This is a genomic window from Carnobacterium alterfunditum DSM 5972 (assembly GCF_000744115.1).
Taxonomy (GTDB): domain Bacteria; phylum Bacillota; class Bacilli; order Lactobacillales; family Carnobacteriaceae; genus Carnobacterium_B; species Carnobacterium_B alterfunditum.
Genome location: NZ_JQLG01000004.1, coordinates 1,761,634 through 1,778,019, shown reverse-complemented (window position 1 = coordinate 1,778,019; position 16,386 = coordinate 1,761,634). Strand labels below are relative to the sequence as shown.

Sequence of the window (16,386 nt, the reverse complement as noted above, 5' to 3'; positions counted from 1 at the left end):
AACTTTCATTAGCCTAGGATGATTTATTTATGTATCTTTTTCCATTCAATCTCGGAAAAACATTCAAATAAAACCAACAAGCATAGTGCTTATTGGTTTTATTTGATCTTATTTCTTCATTTTAATCTTCTAATGACTCTTTTCCAGACTTCTCTACTTCTGGCTCTTTAGTTCCAGGTTCTCCAAAACCATAAGCAGCACGAACTTTTTTCTCAACTTCAGCTCTTAATTCAGGATTTTCTTTGAAGAATTTTTTAACGTTTTCACGGCCTTGACCAATTCGTTCGCCATTATAAGAGTACCATGCACCAGATTTATCGATGATATCTTTGTCAGAACCCATATCTACTAGCTCTCCTACTTGAGAAATACCCTCTCCATACATGATATCTACTTCGGCTACTCTGAATGGTGGAGCAACTTTGTTTTTTACAACTTTAATTTTTGTACGGTTACCCATGATTTCTGTACCTTGTTTAATTTGCTCAGCTCTTCTAACTTCCAAACGAATCGTAGCATAGAATTTCAAAGCTCGACCACCCGGTGTAATTTCTGGATTACCAAACATTACTCCAACTTTTTCACGAATTTGGTTGATAAATAACGCAATTGTTTTTGTTTTATTGATCGATCCGGATAATTTACGTAAAGCTTGAGACATCAGACGAGCTTGCAGCCCTACATGAGAGTCTCCCATTTCTCCTTCAATTTCTGCACGTGGTACCAATGCAGCAACTGAGTCGATCACAACGATATCTACTGCTCCACTGGAAACCAAAGCGTCTGCAATTTCTAAACCTTGCTCACCTGTGTCAGGCTGAGATAGCAATAATTCATCAATATCTACACCAAGAGCAGCTGCATATTTTGGATCCAAGGCATTCTCAGCATCAATAAATGCAGCTATCCCACCTTGTTTTTGGACCTCTGCGACAGCATGCAATGCTACTGTTGTCTTACCTGAACTTTCAGGGCCGTACACTTCAATAATTCTTCCTCTTGGAAATCCACCTACACCTAATGCTACATCTAACGCTAATGAGCCACTAGGAACGGTTGAAATACGCGTATCTACTTTCTCGCCTAATTTCATAACGGAACCTTTACCAAAGTTTTTTTCAATTTTTTTTAATGCTGCATCTAATGCTTGTTTACGATCGTCTGCCATTAATTAAATCCTCCTCAAGTCTCTTTTATCCATTGATTAATCATTCATAATTTCATCTGCTACAACAAATATCATACCTTTCTTCCATAAAAAAAGCAAGGGAAAAGCGAACAAACATTCGGTCTTTTTTCCTAAGTAGTTAATTATTTATTGTTTCAAAAACTTTTTGTTGTATAGGAAGATTTAACAGCACTCTTCGGATCAAGTCTAAACCGGACATGATCGATTTCTCTCGATTGTTGTCGCGTCCTTTACCTAAATGGTACTCTTTAGCAAAGGCTGCTTTTCCATTGACCGCAATCCCGATCCAGACCGTACCCACTTCCTTGTTTTCAAGCATATTGGGACCTGCAACTCCTGTAAATGCAATTGCAAGATTTGTACCAAACATCCGTTGTGCATTTTTTGCCATTTCGATAGCACATTCAGCACTAACTGCGCCAGATTTTTCAATTATTTCTTTAGAAACTCCTAGAACAGCTGTTTTTATTTCGTTGCTATATGTTACGATGCCGCCTTTGAAATAATCACTGGCACCTGAAATACTTGTCATAGAACTTTGAAAGGCACCACCGGTAAGACTTTCGGCAGCTGTAAGAGTCATTTTTTGTTCTTTCAATAAATCTGCAACTACATTTACTAATCTATTATCCTCTCCATATCCATAAAAATAACTCCCTATACGCTGTTGTATGATAGCTTCCATATTGTCCAATAATAGAAAACAAGCTACTGCTGTGCTTCCGTTTGCTGTTATACGCAACCTTACTTCATGCTTACCAGCGTAGGTAGCAAGAGTAGGATTTTGCTGATGTTCGATCAAGTCATCTAATTCAGCAGCTAATTGAGATTCACCAATATCAAAAAAACGCAACACTCTCGATATGAGATGAATATCTTCCTTGGATTCACCCATTAATAATGGTTTGACCTCATTTATAAACATTGGTTCTAATTCACTGGGTGGACCCGGTAACAAGATAAAAGCTTTGCTTTTTTGTTTTAAAAACATTCCAGCTGCAAGTCCTGTCTTATTTTTTAAAATAGTAGAGCCTTCAATAACCATGGCTTGCAATCGATTATTATCTGTCATAGTTCGTTTTCTATTTTCGTGAAAAGTAATTATTTTTTCCATTGTAGTTTCATCTAAAATTAGTTTTTTAGTCAAATGATCGGCTAACACTTGCTTTGTAATATCATCTTTTGTAGGTCCTAAACCTCCTGACAGAATTACTAAATCACTTCTTTGCTCTGCAACCTGTATAACCTCTAATAGTCGTTTCGGGTTATCTCCAACAACTACTTGATGATAGACATCTATTCCCAATAAGGATAGTTCGCGAGACAGAAAAGATGCATTTGTGTTTATTACTTGTCCCATTAATAGTTCTGTTCCAATTGCTATGATTTCAGCATTCATTTGCTCACTCCTATTTTTATAATACGCAAAATTTTTTCTTGATTTTTATTTTGTAGTTTCTTTGAAAAGAGGATAAAAAAGTCTATCGTTCGGTAACTTGATTTTAACATACTTTTATAAGCAAAGACGGTTTGTCAAATTAAGTGCAACACCTTTTCCATAAACGCTTCGTATGGTGTTTTCCAGTCCAGGCATTTTCTGGGCCGATTATTAATCAAGGAAAGAGCTTCTTCAACTTCCTCTGTGAGAATGGTATCAAAATTCGTTCGTTTTGGGAAAAACTCCCTGAAAAGGCCATTACTATTTTCATTACTTCCTCTCTGCCAAGCAGCGTACGCATCAGCGAAGTACATTGGAATGTTCAACTCTGATTCAATCACGGTATAACAGGCAAATTCTTTTCCTCTATCCGTTGTAAAGCTTTGAAAGGCTTCTCGTGGATAAAGAGCATGAAGAGTTCGAATGGCTCGCTCCATTGACTTTGCGGAACGATCCGGTATAAGAATGGCTTTATACCAACGGGTTTGACGTTCTACAAAGGTGGCAACACAGCCCTTCGCTTGACCACGACCTGAGACAACAGTATCCAACTCCCAATGACCAAAAGTCGTGCGTTTTCTGATTTCTTTTGGCCGTTTGGAAATCGGTGTGCCGACAACAAATCGACCTCTTGTTTCCTTTGGTTTTTGACGCTTCCCTTTCTGACGCAAGACCGTCAAAGGCACGTCAAGCAAACCGGCATAAATCCAGCGGTAAATGGTTTTGAAGGTCAAGGATCCTTGAAGTAAACGGCCACTAATTTGTTCTGGAGACCACGTTTGATCCAACTTTTCTTGGATAACTATTTTTAGCGAGGCTGTTAGTTTAGAATGAGCCCCGCAGGCAGCTTTCCTTTGATTATAAGATGTTTGAGCTTTTTCCGCTTGGTAGTTTGGGTTTCGTTGGCATTCTCTAGAAACGGACGAGGGAGAGCGATTTAGCTTTTTCGCAATTGTACGAATGGACATCTTAAGTTCAAGATAGACTTCTATTTTGGAACGTTCGGTTATGGTAAAATGAGTGTAGCTCATGACAACTCCTCCAATCGAATGGTAGTGTGGTAACTTCATTCTATACGAGGACGTCATGGGTTTCTTTTATTTCGTCTTGGGTGTTGCACTTAATATTACAATTCATCCAAAAAAAAAGAAGGTATTTTGAAATCAATTTCAAAGCACCATCTTTTCTAATTATTTTTCAATTTTTATTATTTTGGACCTTTAAATACTGCACTGTTTTTCACAAAATAGTCTACACCAGAATAAATAGTAAAGAACAAGCAAATATATAACATGATTGAAGCAAGTGGTAAACCGATTCCTTCAAATGGCAGATTATCAACAAATAATAAAATAATAGCTATCATTTGCGTAGCGGTTTTAATTTTCCCCGGCCATGCAGCAGCCAAAACTGTTCCACCTTGCTCCACTAATAATAATCTTAATCCAGTGACTGCTAATTCTCTACAAACAATAATAGAGACGACCCAAGAAGGAGCTAGATTTTGTCCAACTAAAATAATTAAAGCAGTCATAACTAACATTTTATCAGCTAAAGGATCAGCAAATTTACCAAAATTTGTTACTAGTCCTTGCTTGCGTGCAATTTTCCCATCTAGCCAATCTGTGAAACTTGCTAAAGCAAATAGCACAGCTCCTATCAATTGAGTAACTTCAATTGTGGAACCTAATAGATGAATAACGCCCCAATCAAATGGTGCTAATACGATGATAACAAATATCGGAATCATAAAAATTCTCAATACAGTAAGTTTATTCGGCAAGTTCAACTTTTTTGCTTCCTCTCTTTATTGATATATGTTAAATATTTGTAAGGATGTTCCTATCAAAAACTTTTATCAGTCAAACATTAAAGTATTTTATTCAAATTGAAATTCAATTTCTTGTCGAACAGAATTTTCTGATTCTGGAGCGTATGGAACATCTTCCCCATTAAGATTGACCTTCGTTGCAGGCGTATTTCCAATTACAATAACTAAAGATGACGTGTCATCTGGAATTTTTGATTCTAAATTAGAACCATCTGTTATTAACTGAGCGTCAATCATTGCCCCGTCTCCTTCAACACTGATCCACGAATCCCCACCTGTTGCTGTTAATGTCAAAATGCTGCCTTCAGAAGTTCCGGTAACAGAATAAGTTGTAGTCGATCCAGTAGAAGATAAAATTTCTATTCCTTGAGCGTCCTCTTCACTTTCATCGGACTCTGCTGATTCCGTTGTTGGCTCTGATTCGCTTTCCGAGATAGATTCAGCACTAGAGACAGTTATTGCTTCAGAATCTTTTGTGATCATGGCTTCCTCACCTTGATTGCTTGTTTGGATCACAGCAAAATAAATAGCTGCCACAATTGCTACTGCTAGGATACCAATCAAAATTGTAGGCAGATTATTTTGAACTTTTGTCAAGAATTCATTCTCAATATTCTTTCCAGAACGTGTTTGACCCGTGTAAACTTTTTCGACAAATTCTTCATCATGGGCATGTGGCACTGCATCTGTATATTCTTCTAGTAATTGGTCCCCATTTAAGCCAACAGTATCTGCATATTGTTTAATAAATGCACGAGCATAAAATTTCCCCGGCATGACATCGTAGTTGCCTTCTTCGATTGCTATTAGGTAACGTTTTTGAATCTTTGTTATTTGTTGCAAATCATCTAATGTATATCCTTTTACTTTTCTTGCTTGTTTTAATTTTTCACCAATTTCATTCAACTGTCTCACCTACCTATTCTCTTGCTTAAAGAGAAAATCTCATATCATTTGCATTATAACATACCTAATACTTTAGAAACATTAATTTTTCTATTTTAACCAACCACCGCTGATGACCATCGATTGACCTGTCATGTAGGCACTTCTTTTATCGACTAGTTGAAGAACCCAAAAGCTGATTTCAGATATACTTCCTAATCGTCCTAATGGTATCTCACTTTCCAATTCCCTCACTTCTGCTGAAGTGAATTCTTGATTCATTTTAGTATCAATAGCCCCTGGAGAAATAGCATTTACTGTTATCCCTAAGCTGGCTACTTCTTTGCTATAAGCTCTAACAAAGGCTAGTTGAGCACCTTTTGTTGTACTATAAAGGACTTCCATTGCACTTCCTGTTTCGCCATAAATAGAACTGATAAAAATAATTCTTCCATGCCTCGAACGGGCTAGTTTATCTTGCAACTGTTGAATTAAAATGATGGGTGTTTTAACATGTACTGCCCACATGCGCTCCATATCCATAGAAGACTCTTCTGTCAATAATTGATAAGTCGTGAAGCCGCTAGCAAAAATAACGACATCTACCTGGTAGACTGACTTAAGAAAAAAAGGAATGTCTTCTTCCTTAGTCATATCTAAAGATACTGCATAAAAATCTTGTGTACGGTAGCGCTCTTGGTAATCCCACAGCTGAGCTGTAACACTTTCTGTATTCGAATGATAATGCAAATACAGGGACCAACCTTTTTCTGCTAATTCCTGAGCGATCCCTTTTCCAATATCACCGCTTGCTCCCATGATCAAGGCAAATTTCACGCTTCATTCGCCTCTTTTGGTAAAATATGAAAAGTAGTCATATGCTCTTCAATCATAAAATTTTCGGCAGCTTTTTTAATATCTGTCAGTGTGATGCTTTCGATAATGGGAACAATATCAAATAAAGTTGCTTCTCCATAAGAGGGTTGACTAAATTGATTAGCAATATATTCTAACGAATTTAAAGACTGAAGTTCTTGGCCAATCATTCGTTTTTTTACTATCACTAAATTTTCTTCAGTTAATTCTGAACTATTTTTAGTATCAAGTAACAACTTTTTAATTTCATCACTGAAAATGGCAGAATCTTTCGTATCTCCACTAATATCAACGAAATGGAATGTACGATCCAAATTAAACTCATAAGAGAAACTATCATCTATTATACCCTTATCGTATAGATCTAAATAATTTGCTGATGTAGGACCAAACAATAAAGTCAATAGTAAATCCATGGTCGTTTTATATTTCAATGCTTTTATACCATTTGGTATTATATCTATTCCTTTTATTCCAACAATGCTTTTTGGTCGATTAACAGGCATTTTAATAAAGTCATATGCCTTAATATCATGTATGGTTTCTTCAGGAAAGATACGCTCAATTGTTTCGACTGGGAGATAGTTTTTCTTTGCCTGATTTTCTCGAATCAACTGTATCATTTCTTCAGGGTCTAATTTTCCCACTACAAATAAATTCATATTGCTAGGATGATAAAAAGTTGCATGATTCTCGTGCAGCAATTCAGGTGTGATATTCATAATACTATCCACTGTTCCAGCAATGTCGATGTGTAATGGATGCTTCGGGTACATATTACCTAAAATACCAAAATATAAACGCCAATCTGGTTCATCTTCGTACATTTGAATTTCTTGAGTAATGATACCTTTTTCTTTATTAACGGTCGCTTCTGTAAAATAGGGATCTTGAACAAAATCTAATAATGTCTTTAAACTTTCTGAAACATGATCAGTGCTAGAAAAAAGATACGCTGTTCTAGTAAAACTTGTAAAAGCATTAGCTGAGGCACCCAACCGACCAAATGTATTGAATACATCTCCGTCTTCTTTTTCAAATAGTTTATGTTCTAAAAAATGAGCAATACCATCTGGGACAGTGATCATTTCAATTTTTCCACGAGGGACAAATTGATTATCGATCGAACCAAAATTTGTTGAAAATAAGCCATAGGTTTTATGAAAATCATTTTTAGGCAATAAAGTTACTTGTAAGCCATTGTCTAGTGTTTCTGTATAAATTGTTTCTTGTAATTGTTCGTAATTTTTTTTCTCCATTATTTCGCCTCCGCTGTTAAAAAGAATGTTGCTTTTAGCTTTACTTTGTTAGCTACTTCAATTATATCTTCTTTAGTAACTTTCTCAATTCTCGCTACCCATTCATCAATTGAAAGAATCTTTCCTTTAGCTAACTCTAGTGCATAGATACGTTCAATAACGGATCCAGGGTTATCTTCTGATTGGAATAGTTGGTTCTTTAACATTTCTTTTGTTTGAGAAATCGATTCATCTGTAAAGTTTCCGGCTTGCATTTCTTCCAACTGCAATGCAATAATTTCTCTGACCTGATCTACTTTTTGAACATCGATCCCTGTTTGAACAGTCATCATCCCTCTAAATGTATCCATGGAGCTAGCAGCATAGTAAGCTAGACTTTCTTTTTCGCGTACGTTCATAAATAATTTTGAATGCGGAAAACCACCAAATAGACCATTGAATACTTGTGCTGCATAATACGTCGGATCGTGGTAAAAAACATTCGTTGTATAACCTAGATTGAATTTGGCTTGGGTAATTTCTTGTTGCTCCGTCTTATTTTCTACTTCACTAGCTGCCGGTTCATCATAAAAACTGCTTGTTTTTATTGATTCACGAGGAGAAAAAGCAAATTGCTCAAAAGCAGACTGAATTTCATTTTCATTAACATCGCCTAGAACATAGATATCGATTTTATCTTGATTTAGTACATCTTGATAATAATCATGCAATGATGTAGCCGATATTTCTTTTAAGTCTTCTTTTGAACCGACACTTGGTGTTTGTTGATCGACACCTTTAAAGAAGAACTCTTGCAAAGAAAGGCTCGCGTATGTTTGTTTGTCATCAAGAAGTGAATCATAATAATCGACTAAATTTTCTTTTTCTCTCTTAAAGGTTTTTTCATTAAAATGACCATTTTCTGCATTTGGTTGGAAGATAACTTCTTTTAAGAAATCAATTCCTTCTTGTAAGACATTATCCCCTTTTGAAAGATATTTTTCATTGACTAGATTTAAATTGATAGAGAAAATATGAGTATTCCCTTTTTTGCTGACAGCTGTTCCAAAGTTAGCTCCATACATATTTGAAAGGGCACTTCTTAAGGCAGTTTGTGTATGGTATTTTTGGCTGTTTGTTTCTAATAAATTTGCTAGCATAGCCCGTTTTGTGATTGTTTTTTTATTTAATGGGGCACGAAATTTCAACATGATACGGATTGTTTTATACTTTTTAGTGGGGAGTACGTGTAAATGAACTCCTTCATTTAATTGAATAGACATACTTTTATTCCTCCTCTTACTTAAAAACTGTTCATTGTCTATCTTAAAATAAAAAGTGCTAAAAAGAAAGCAACAACAGACATATCCGTCTGTTGTTGCAAAAATGATGCTTATTTTGATTTAATATATGTTTTGCCACCCGCTGCTGGCCCTTCAGATTTACCGATTACTCCAACCAATACAATGATCGTGATAGCATATGGTGCGATTTGCAACCATACACTTGGAATGTCTTGAATAATCGGAATATAGCTTCCAATCACGCCTAGGCTTTGAGCAAACCCAAAGAATATGGCTGCTCCCATTGCGCCTAGAGGATTCCATTTACCAAATATCATTGCAGCCATGGCAATAAATCCTTGCCCAGCAATCGTTGAAGCTGAGAAACTTAACGAGATAGACTGAGCTTGAATAGCTCCACCCATACCACCTAGCAGACCAGATAACATAACACCGGCATACTTCATTAAGTAAACGTTTATTCCTAGTGTATCTGCCGCTTGAGGATGTTCTCCTACAGATCTTAATCGTAATCCGAAGCGGGTCTTAAAGAGCACTACCCAACAAATAACGGCAACTAATATTCCTGCAAAAGCAGGTGCTGAAGTTCCTTTGAAAAAAATATCGCCAATAATTGGGATACGATTTAATAAGGGGACCGTTACTTTACCGAAGCTTTCTGTAATTCGATCTGTTTGTCCAGCACCATTATACAATACCCGTGTAAAGAAAATGGCCAAGGCTGGAGCCATTAAATTAATTACTGTACCAGAGATAATGTGATCTGCTCTTAGATTAACTGTCGCTACCGCATGGATCAATGAAAAAATCACACCGATCAGTCCACCAACTAAAGCGGCGATCCAAGGAGTCCAATCACCAAAAACTCCTGCAAATGTTAAATTAAACACAATTGAACTAAATGCTCCTATAACCATTATTCCTTCTAATCCTACGTTAACGATACCACTTCGTTCAGAGAATGTTCCACCAAGGGCCGTTAAGACAAGAGGAGCTGAGTAGACAAGCGATGAGGCAACTATTAATTGAAGTAAGCTTATGATATCCATCCTATTTCACTCCTCCTTTATTCACTCTAGCTCGTTTGTCAATAAAGTAGCGAATTAAGTAATTAGCTCCTACAAAGAAGATAATAGATGAAATAACAATATCGACAACTTCAGTTGGAACTCCTGAGATCATTGGCATACTGTTTCCACCAATTTTCAATGCGCCAAACAAAATAGCTGAAAAGATGATTCCTACAGGGTTACTTAGCCCTAACAAAGCTACAGCCATACCATCAAATCCAATTGTTGGCATTGCACCTTGTGTAAAGATATTTTGGAAATTTCCCAGTCCTTCCATTACTCCACCTAAACCAGCTAAACCACCACTGATAAGCATAGATATAATAATGTTACGTTTAGAACTCATACCAGCATATTCAGAAGCACTCGGATTTAATCCAACTGTTCTGATTTCAAATCCAGTAGTTGTTTTTTTCATTAAGAACCAAACAACAACCGCCATAACTAATGAAATAAAGATCCCAGCGTGGAGTGTAGAATTACTTGTTAATTCGGTTATCCATCCAACTCGCAAACTAGCACCTTCTGAAATACGCGGCGTTGCATCTGCTGAATCCGTCAAAATATTTCGAATCAAATAATTTGTTGTATAAAGAGCTATATAATTTAGCATGATCGTAACAATAACTTCACTAGTATTAAAATATGCTCTTAAAAATCCAGCGATCCCTGCCCAAAGTGCACCAGCTACCACTCCTCCTAATATACTTAAAGGAAGTAAAATAAATCCTGGCAGATCCGCAAATATATTAGCCACCCAGACAGAACAGAGCCATCCTAGTAAGGCTTGACCTGCGACCCCAATATTAAAGAATCCAGCAGTATAGGCTACAGAAAAACCTAATGCCGTTAAAATAAGCGGTGTTGCTTGCCTCAACGTTTCACCAATATAAAAGTTTGAGCCAAAAGCGCCATTGACCATCGCTGAATATCCACTTATCGGGTCATACCCAAAAATGACCATGATGATAGCACCAAGAATAAATCCCATGACGACAGATAGTAAAGGCACTAATAAATTATTTAATGTTTCTCTTTTATTAGTCAATTTTGACACCCTCCTTTCCCTTTTCTTGCTTGATCAAAGAGCGCGCTTTTTCAAGCGATGTACCTGCCATCAATAAACCAAGTTCTTGTTGCGTTGTTTCTTTAGGATCTACAATGGCAACAATATTCCCTTCATACATAACAGCGATTCGATCAGAAACATTTAAAATTTCATCCAATTCAAAACTCATCATCAATACAGCTTTTCCATTGTCCCGTTGTTCAATCAAACGTGAATGTATGTATTCAATTGCTCCTACATCAAGTCCGCGAGTTGGTTGAGCAGCGATCAACAAAGAAGGATCACGATTGATTTCTCTAGCAATAATAGCTTTTTGCTGATTCCCACCTGATAGTGATCCAGCAGGAGCAGATTCGCTTTGCGTACGTACATCAAATTCTTCAATCAATTTCAAAGCAAATTTATTTATTTCTTTTTGATTTAGAATCCCATACTGGCTCAAAGGTTTTTTATAGTAGGTTTGTAATACCAGATTTTCTTCTAATGACATTGGTAAAACAAGTCCATATTTTTGACGGTCTTCTGGGATATGGCCTAATCCTACCTCTGTAATTTTACGTGGTGATTTATTTTGGATCTCTTGCCCGTTTAATTTGATTTTTCCACTTTCAGTCTTTGTTAAACCTGTTATCGCATGGATCAATTCACTTTGTCCGTTTCCATCGATTCCAGCGATTCCAACAACTTCTCCAGCCCGAACTTCTAAGCTTAGTCCTTTAACGGCCTCTAAACCACGATTTTCCTTTACAACAATGTTTTCGATCGATAACACTGTTTCTTTTGGTTGCGAAGCTTTCTTTTTTGTTTTAAAAGATACAGATCGCCCTACCATCATGTCTGCTAACTCTTGTGGAGATGTGGTGGAAACATCTACCGTGTCAATACTTTTCCCACGACGGATAACTGTACAACGATCTGCAACTGCTTTAATTTCGTCAAGTTTATGTGTAATTAAGATGATGGATTTTCCTTCTTTTGTTAGGGCTCTCATGATATTGATCAATTCATCAATTTCTTGAGGAGTCAACACTGCTGTTGGTTCATCAAAGATCAAGATATCAGCCCCACGATAGAGCGTTTTTAAAATCTCTACCCTTTGCTCCATCCCCACCGAAATAGACTCGACTTTTGCACTAGGATCGATCAACAGACCATATTTTTTAGACAATTCTTTTATGTCTTTTTTTGCCGATTCTCTATCCAAGAAACCATTTTTTGTTTGTTCCATTCCTAAAATGATATTTTCAGTCACAGTAAATTTTTTAACCAACATAAAATGTTGGTGAACCATTCCAATACCTAATTTATTTGCGACACTCGGTGAACTTATGTTTACTACTTGTCCATTCACTAAAATTTCTCCTGAAGTAGGTTCTAACAATCCTGAAAGAATATTCATTAAAGTCGATTTACCAGCACCATTTTCTCCTAAGAGAGCATGTATTTCTCCCTTTTTAAGCTGCAAATTAATATTATCATTAGCCTTGAAAACACCAAATTGTTTCGTAATGCCCTTCATCTCGATGACATTTACTGATTCTGACACGATAGTTTCACTCCTTTTCTCTTGCTCAATCCATTATCTATTATAGTTGTTTTACAGACAAGCGATTATCAAATTTTCTCTTTTAATTTTAATAGAAAAATAAATGCCAACTTATAGAAAATTTCAAACCTCATTTTATAACTCAATAGAGACTAAAAGACCGGTATATAATTACCCGGTCCTTTTATCTTTATCTATTCCTTAAACTATTGTCTACTCTAAAATTATGGTTTTTCTGGAACGGTAATATCACCATCGATAATTTGTTGTTTGTAATCTTCAACAGTTTTGATTGCTTCTTCAGATAAAGCACCCTCTGTAATACCTACACTGTCTTCAGCTAAACCAAAGTTGCTGACTTCACCGCCTGGGAAGTTTCCTTCCATTGATGCATTTGCGATATCTTGAACAGCTTGACCTACACCTTTAAGTGTTGAAGTAAGAGTTAAGTTTCCACCATCGTATTCGCCCTCAGCAGTTTGATCACGGTCAACACCGATTACCCATAATTGTTCATCTGGGTTAGCGTTCATGCGGTCAATAGCTTCAGAAAACACACCATTACCTGTATCTCCAGATGCATGATAAATGATATCTGCTCCTGAACTATACATTGCAGCTGCTAATTGTTTGCCTAAAGCAGCATCTCCAAATGAACCAGCATATTCAACATCAACTTTGATATCTGGGTTAACGGCTGTAACACCTGCTACAAAACCGGCTTCAAAACGGTCGATAACGGCACTTTCTTGTCCACCAATAAATCCAACATGGTCTTTTTCAGTTGTTTCTGCAGCAGCAACACCTGCTAAAAATGCAGCTTCATGATCTTTAAATAATACAGAAGCAACGTTATCTGCTTCAATCATTTCATCAATGATCACAAAATTTTGGTCTGGATTTTGAGTAGCAACATCTGTCATTGCTGGTTGTAATTTATATCCAATTCCATAAATTAAATCAAAATTATTATTTACAGCGGTATTTAAGTTTGTAACAAATTGAGAATCTTCATCAGATTGAATGTAGCTGTAACCTTCGGGTCCTTCTTCAAGTCCCTGTTCTTCTCCCCAAGCTTGCATACCTTCCCATGCAGATTGATTAAATGATTTATCATCTACTCCACCTACGTCGGTAACCATGACAATTGAATAATCTTTTTCTGAACCTGAAGAAGTTGAGGCAGTATCACTTCCTTCATCAGCACCACACGCTGCCAATGTTAAACTTGACAATAAACCTAGTGTTAATAAACTCTTGAAATTTCTACTCTTCACTCAAAAAACCCCCATTTTTTTTTAGTACGAATTAATATCTCATTAATTCATCCTCGTATTTATATTACCACCTTTATTTTAATAAATAAACAACAAAAGTGATTGTTGAAAACGTTTTAGCCGAAAAACGTTCAGTTTTTAATCTACTTTTAATTTACTGCACTCGATCTAGTCTGCATTCGAGACTTTCATTTGTTTAAAAAGACATTTTCTAAAAAAACATTCTTAAAAAGTTGATTACTTAAACGATACTTTTACTAATGTTCCTCTACTTCTATTTCTGATAATTGATCATCACCGGGAACTTGAGTAATATTTACCTTACGGGGTTTACTTCCTTCAGATGGGCCAACAATACCGCGCATTTCCATTTCATCAATTAACCGAGCGGCTCGATTGTACCCAATTCTAAAGCGACGTTGCAATAAAGAGATGCTAGCTGTCTGCATTTCAACAATCAGGGCTACAGCATCATCATAAACTTCGTCTTGGACCTCACTCTGTGTCGTTTTAGCTTCTTCTGTGGGCATCATTTCCTCAACGTAGTTTGCCCCCTGTTGATCAGTCACAAAAGCAACAATATGCTCAACTTCTTCATCTGAAATAAATGCACCTTGGACACGAACTGGTTTATTTTCTCCCATGGGTAAGAACAGCATATCTCCTCTACCCAACAATTTTTCTGCTCCGCTGCCATCTATTATTGTTCTAGAATCTACACCACTCGAAACAGCAAAGGCAATACGCGAAGGTACGTTAGCTTTAATAATACCAGTGATGACATCGACACTTGGTCTTTGGGTCGCTAGAATCATATGGATCCCAGCCGCTCTAGCCATCTGTGCTAAACGAATGATGGCATCTTCAACTTCATTACTAGCTACCATCATTAAGTCTGCCAGCTCATCAACGATTACCACTATAAAAGGCAATATCGGATAATTTTCTCCATTTTCTTCATTGTGCGTTTTTAAATGCTGATTGTATCCCGTAATGTTACGCGTTCCACTAGCAGCAAATAGTTCATATCTTCTTTCCATCTCAGTAACTACTTTTTGTAAAGCCTGAGCTGCTTTTTTAGGATTGGTCACAACAGGTGTCAATAAATGTGGGATACCATTGTAGACATTCAATTCTACCATCTTAGGATCTATCATCATTAATTTCACTTCATTTGGCTTAGCTTTCATCAATAAGCTGGTGATAATACCGTTAATACAAACCGATTTCCCACTACCTGTAGACCCTGCGACAAGCAAGTGAGGCATTTTTGATAAATCGGCCATCGTAATATTGCCGGATATGTCTCTTCCAAGAGGCACTTCTAGCATCTTTTCTTCATTATGAACTTGACCTTCAATAACATCCCTAAAAGAAACTAAGCTCACTTCATTATTTGGAACTTCAATGCCAATAAATGATTTCCCTGGAATAGGTGCTTCAATTCGAATATCTTTCGCTGCTAACGCTAGTGCAATATCATCACTAAGGCTGACGATTTTACTTACCTTCACCCCAATAGCGGGTTGAACTTCATATTTTGTCACGGCAGGACCTAAATTTGCTTTAGTAACTTTTGCATCTACTCCAAAACTCTTAAATGTTTTTTCCAATTTTTGAACATTTTTTTGTATAAGAGCGTACTCGTTGGTCTGATCATTTTGCGGTATTTCATTTAACAAATGAGAAGGCGGTAACTGATAATCTATATTTTCTCTTTCAGTTCCTATCTCGAAATCGATTGTTCCTCCTTCAGTATCCTCAAGGCCAACTTCTGCTGTTTTCTCTGTCATAGGTTTTTCAACCCGACTCTGATAGTTGTCAATCTCTAACTTCAATTGTTCATTTTTATCTTCTTCAACTGATTGATTCCTTGGATCTTTGTTTATTACTGTTTTTATTGTATTTTTCTTTTCTTTCGTTTCTTTCTTATCTTTTTTTGTATCATCTGTTTCAGATGATTTTTTTACGTATTTTATTTTTTGTTGGATAGCGATTTTAAACTTGCTCATTACAGACTTAAATTTTTGACAAATAAATATCGCTATATGACCTAATTTTCTCAAAAATGATTTAAAAGATAATTGAAACAATAGGAAGATCCCAAAAAAGCAGCTGAGTCCTGCGATGAAATACGTACCCCATTGTGAGAATAAAAAATAACTAGCCGCATAAAAAGTGGCTCCAATCATCCCTCCGCCAAGTTGTTGTGTGATTTCATTATTTGCCATATCTGTTATAAAAAAACGAAAAGTAGCAGAGATCACATTGATATCTGAATGGATAATTGGTGCGAACAAACGGGCGTGTAGAACTAACAACAAACTACTGTAAACAAGGGAAAAACCTATGATTCGTTTATTTCTAAACAGAGGCTCCTTACCTTTAAAAACTAAGTAGACTCCATAGATCCCCACTAAAATTGCTGCTATGATAAAAGTATTGCCCACAAAAAAACGGAATAAATTCGCACTAAAAATTCCCGCAAAACCAGTTTGTGAGATTGAAAAAACACTTAAAATAATAAAAATCAAACCAATAATTTCAAAAGAAAGATGGTATTCCGCATTTTTTTTGATTGTTTTATTCTTTTTTTTCACTGCCACGATTTTCTTCCCTCCTTACATTTCTCTTTGATTATACACAAAATAACGCTCAAACGG

General features: G+C 36.3%; 13 protein-coding genes. All 13 read right to left on the bottom strand.

Features of this window, described 5'->3' with window-relative positions; all coding sequences use genetic code 11:
* Positions 1-121: 121 nt before the first annotated feature.
* The 13 genes from recA to BR50_RS08805 all read right to left on the bottom strand — a co-directional run bounded on the left by recA (position 122) and on the right by BR50_RS08805 (position 16,329).
* Complete coding sequence (gene recA, locus BR50_RS08865) at positions 122-1,168, bottom strand: recombinase RecA (RefSeq protein ID WP_034547939.1); 1,047 nt, start codon at positions 1,166-1,168, stop codon at positions 122-124.
* Between the two features lie 139 nt (positions 1,169-1,307).
* Positions 1,308-2,588: a competence/damage-inducible protein A gene (locus BR50_RS08860; RefSeq protein WP_034547937.1), complete on the bottom strand. Its 1,281-nt coding sequence runs from the start codon at positions 2,586-2,588 to the stop codon at positions 1,308-1,310.
* Between the two features lie 134 nt (positions 2,589-2,722).
* Positions 2,723-3,658 carry an IS30 family transposase gene (locus tag BR50_RS08855; RefSeq protein WP_034546361.1) on the bottom strand — a complete coding sequence of 312 codons (936 nt, stop codon included), beginning with the start codon at positions 3,656-3,658 and terminating at the stop codon, positions 2,723-2,725.
* Positions 3,659-3,834: 176 nt separating this feature from the next.
* A complete protein-coding gene (gene pgsA / locus BR50_RS08850) occupies positions 3,835-4,416 on the bottom strand; it encodes a CDP-diacylglycerol--glycerol-3-phosphate 3-phosphatidyltransferase (protein WP_034547934.1) in 582 nt (193 codons plus the stop codon).
* 90 nt (positions 4,417-4,506) lie between these two features.
* Positions 4,507-5,373 carry a helix-turn-helix domain-containing protein gene (locus BR50_RS08845; protein ID WP_245792774.1) on the bottom strand — a complete coding sequence of 289 codons (867 nt, stop codon included), beginning with the start codon at positions 5,371-5,373 and terminating at the stop codon, positions 4,507-4,509.
* Positions 5,374-5,454: 81 nt separating this feature from the next.
* Entirely contained in the window at positions 5,455-6,180 is a 726-nt protein-coding gene (gene ymfI / locus BR50_RS08840; RefSeq protein ID WP_034547932.1) for an elongation factor P 5-aminopentanone reductase, read from the bottom strand.
* Positions 6,177-7,478, bottom strand: coding sequence for an EF-P 5-aminopentanol modification-associated protein YfmH (gene yfmH / locus BR50_RS08835; protein WP_034547931.1), 1,302 nt, complete (start codon positions 7,476-7,478; stop codon positions 6,177-6,179). The genes ymfI and yfmH overlap by 4 nt, the downstream gene beginning before the upstream one ends.
* A complete protein-coding gene (gene yfmF / locus BR50_RS08830; protein ID WP_034547929.1) occupies positions 7,478-8,740 on the bottom strand; it encodes an EF-P 5-aminopentanol modification-associated protein YfmF in 1,263 nt (420 codons plus the stop codon). Before yfmF ends, yfmH begins: the two co-directional genes overlap by 1 nt.
* Positions 8,741-8,850: 110 nt before the next feature.
* Positions 8,851-9,810: an ABC transporter permease gene (locus BR50_RS08825; RefSeq protein WP_034547927.1), complete on the bottom strand. Its 960-nt coding sequence runs from the start codon at positions 9,808-9,810 to the stop codon at positions 8,851-8,853.
* A gap of 1 nt (position 9,811) precedes the next feature.
* A complete protein-coding gene (locus BR50_RS08820) occupies positions 9,812-10,879 on the bottom strand; it encodes an ABC transporter permease (protein ID WP_034547925.1) in 1,068 nt (355 codons plus the stop codon).
* A complete protein-coding gene (locus BR50_RS08815; protein WP_034549121.1) occupies positions 10,872-12,419 on the bottom strand; it encodes an ABC transporter ATP-binding protein in 1,548 nt (515 codons plus the stop codon). The genes BR50_RS08820 and BR50_RS08815 overlap by 8 nt, the downstream gene beginning before the upstream one ends.
* Before the next feature lie 251 nt (positions 12,420-12,670).
* Positions 12,671-13,723 carry a BMP family lipoprotein gene (locus tag BR50_RS08810; protein WP_034547923.1) on the bottom strand — a complete coding sequence of 351 codons (1,053 nt, stop codon included), beginning with the start codon at positions 13,721-13,723 and terminating at the stop codon, positions 12,671-12,673.
* A gap of 257 nt (positions 13,724-13,980) precedes the next feature.
* Positions 13,981-16,329: an FtsK/SpoIIIE family DNA translocase gene (locus BR50_RS08805; RefSeq protein WP_034547921.1), complete on the bottom strand. Its 2,349-nt coding sequence runs from the start codon at positions 16,327-16,329 to the stop codon at positions 13,981-13,983.
* Positions 16,330-16,386 lie beyond the last annotated feature (57 nt).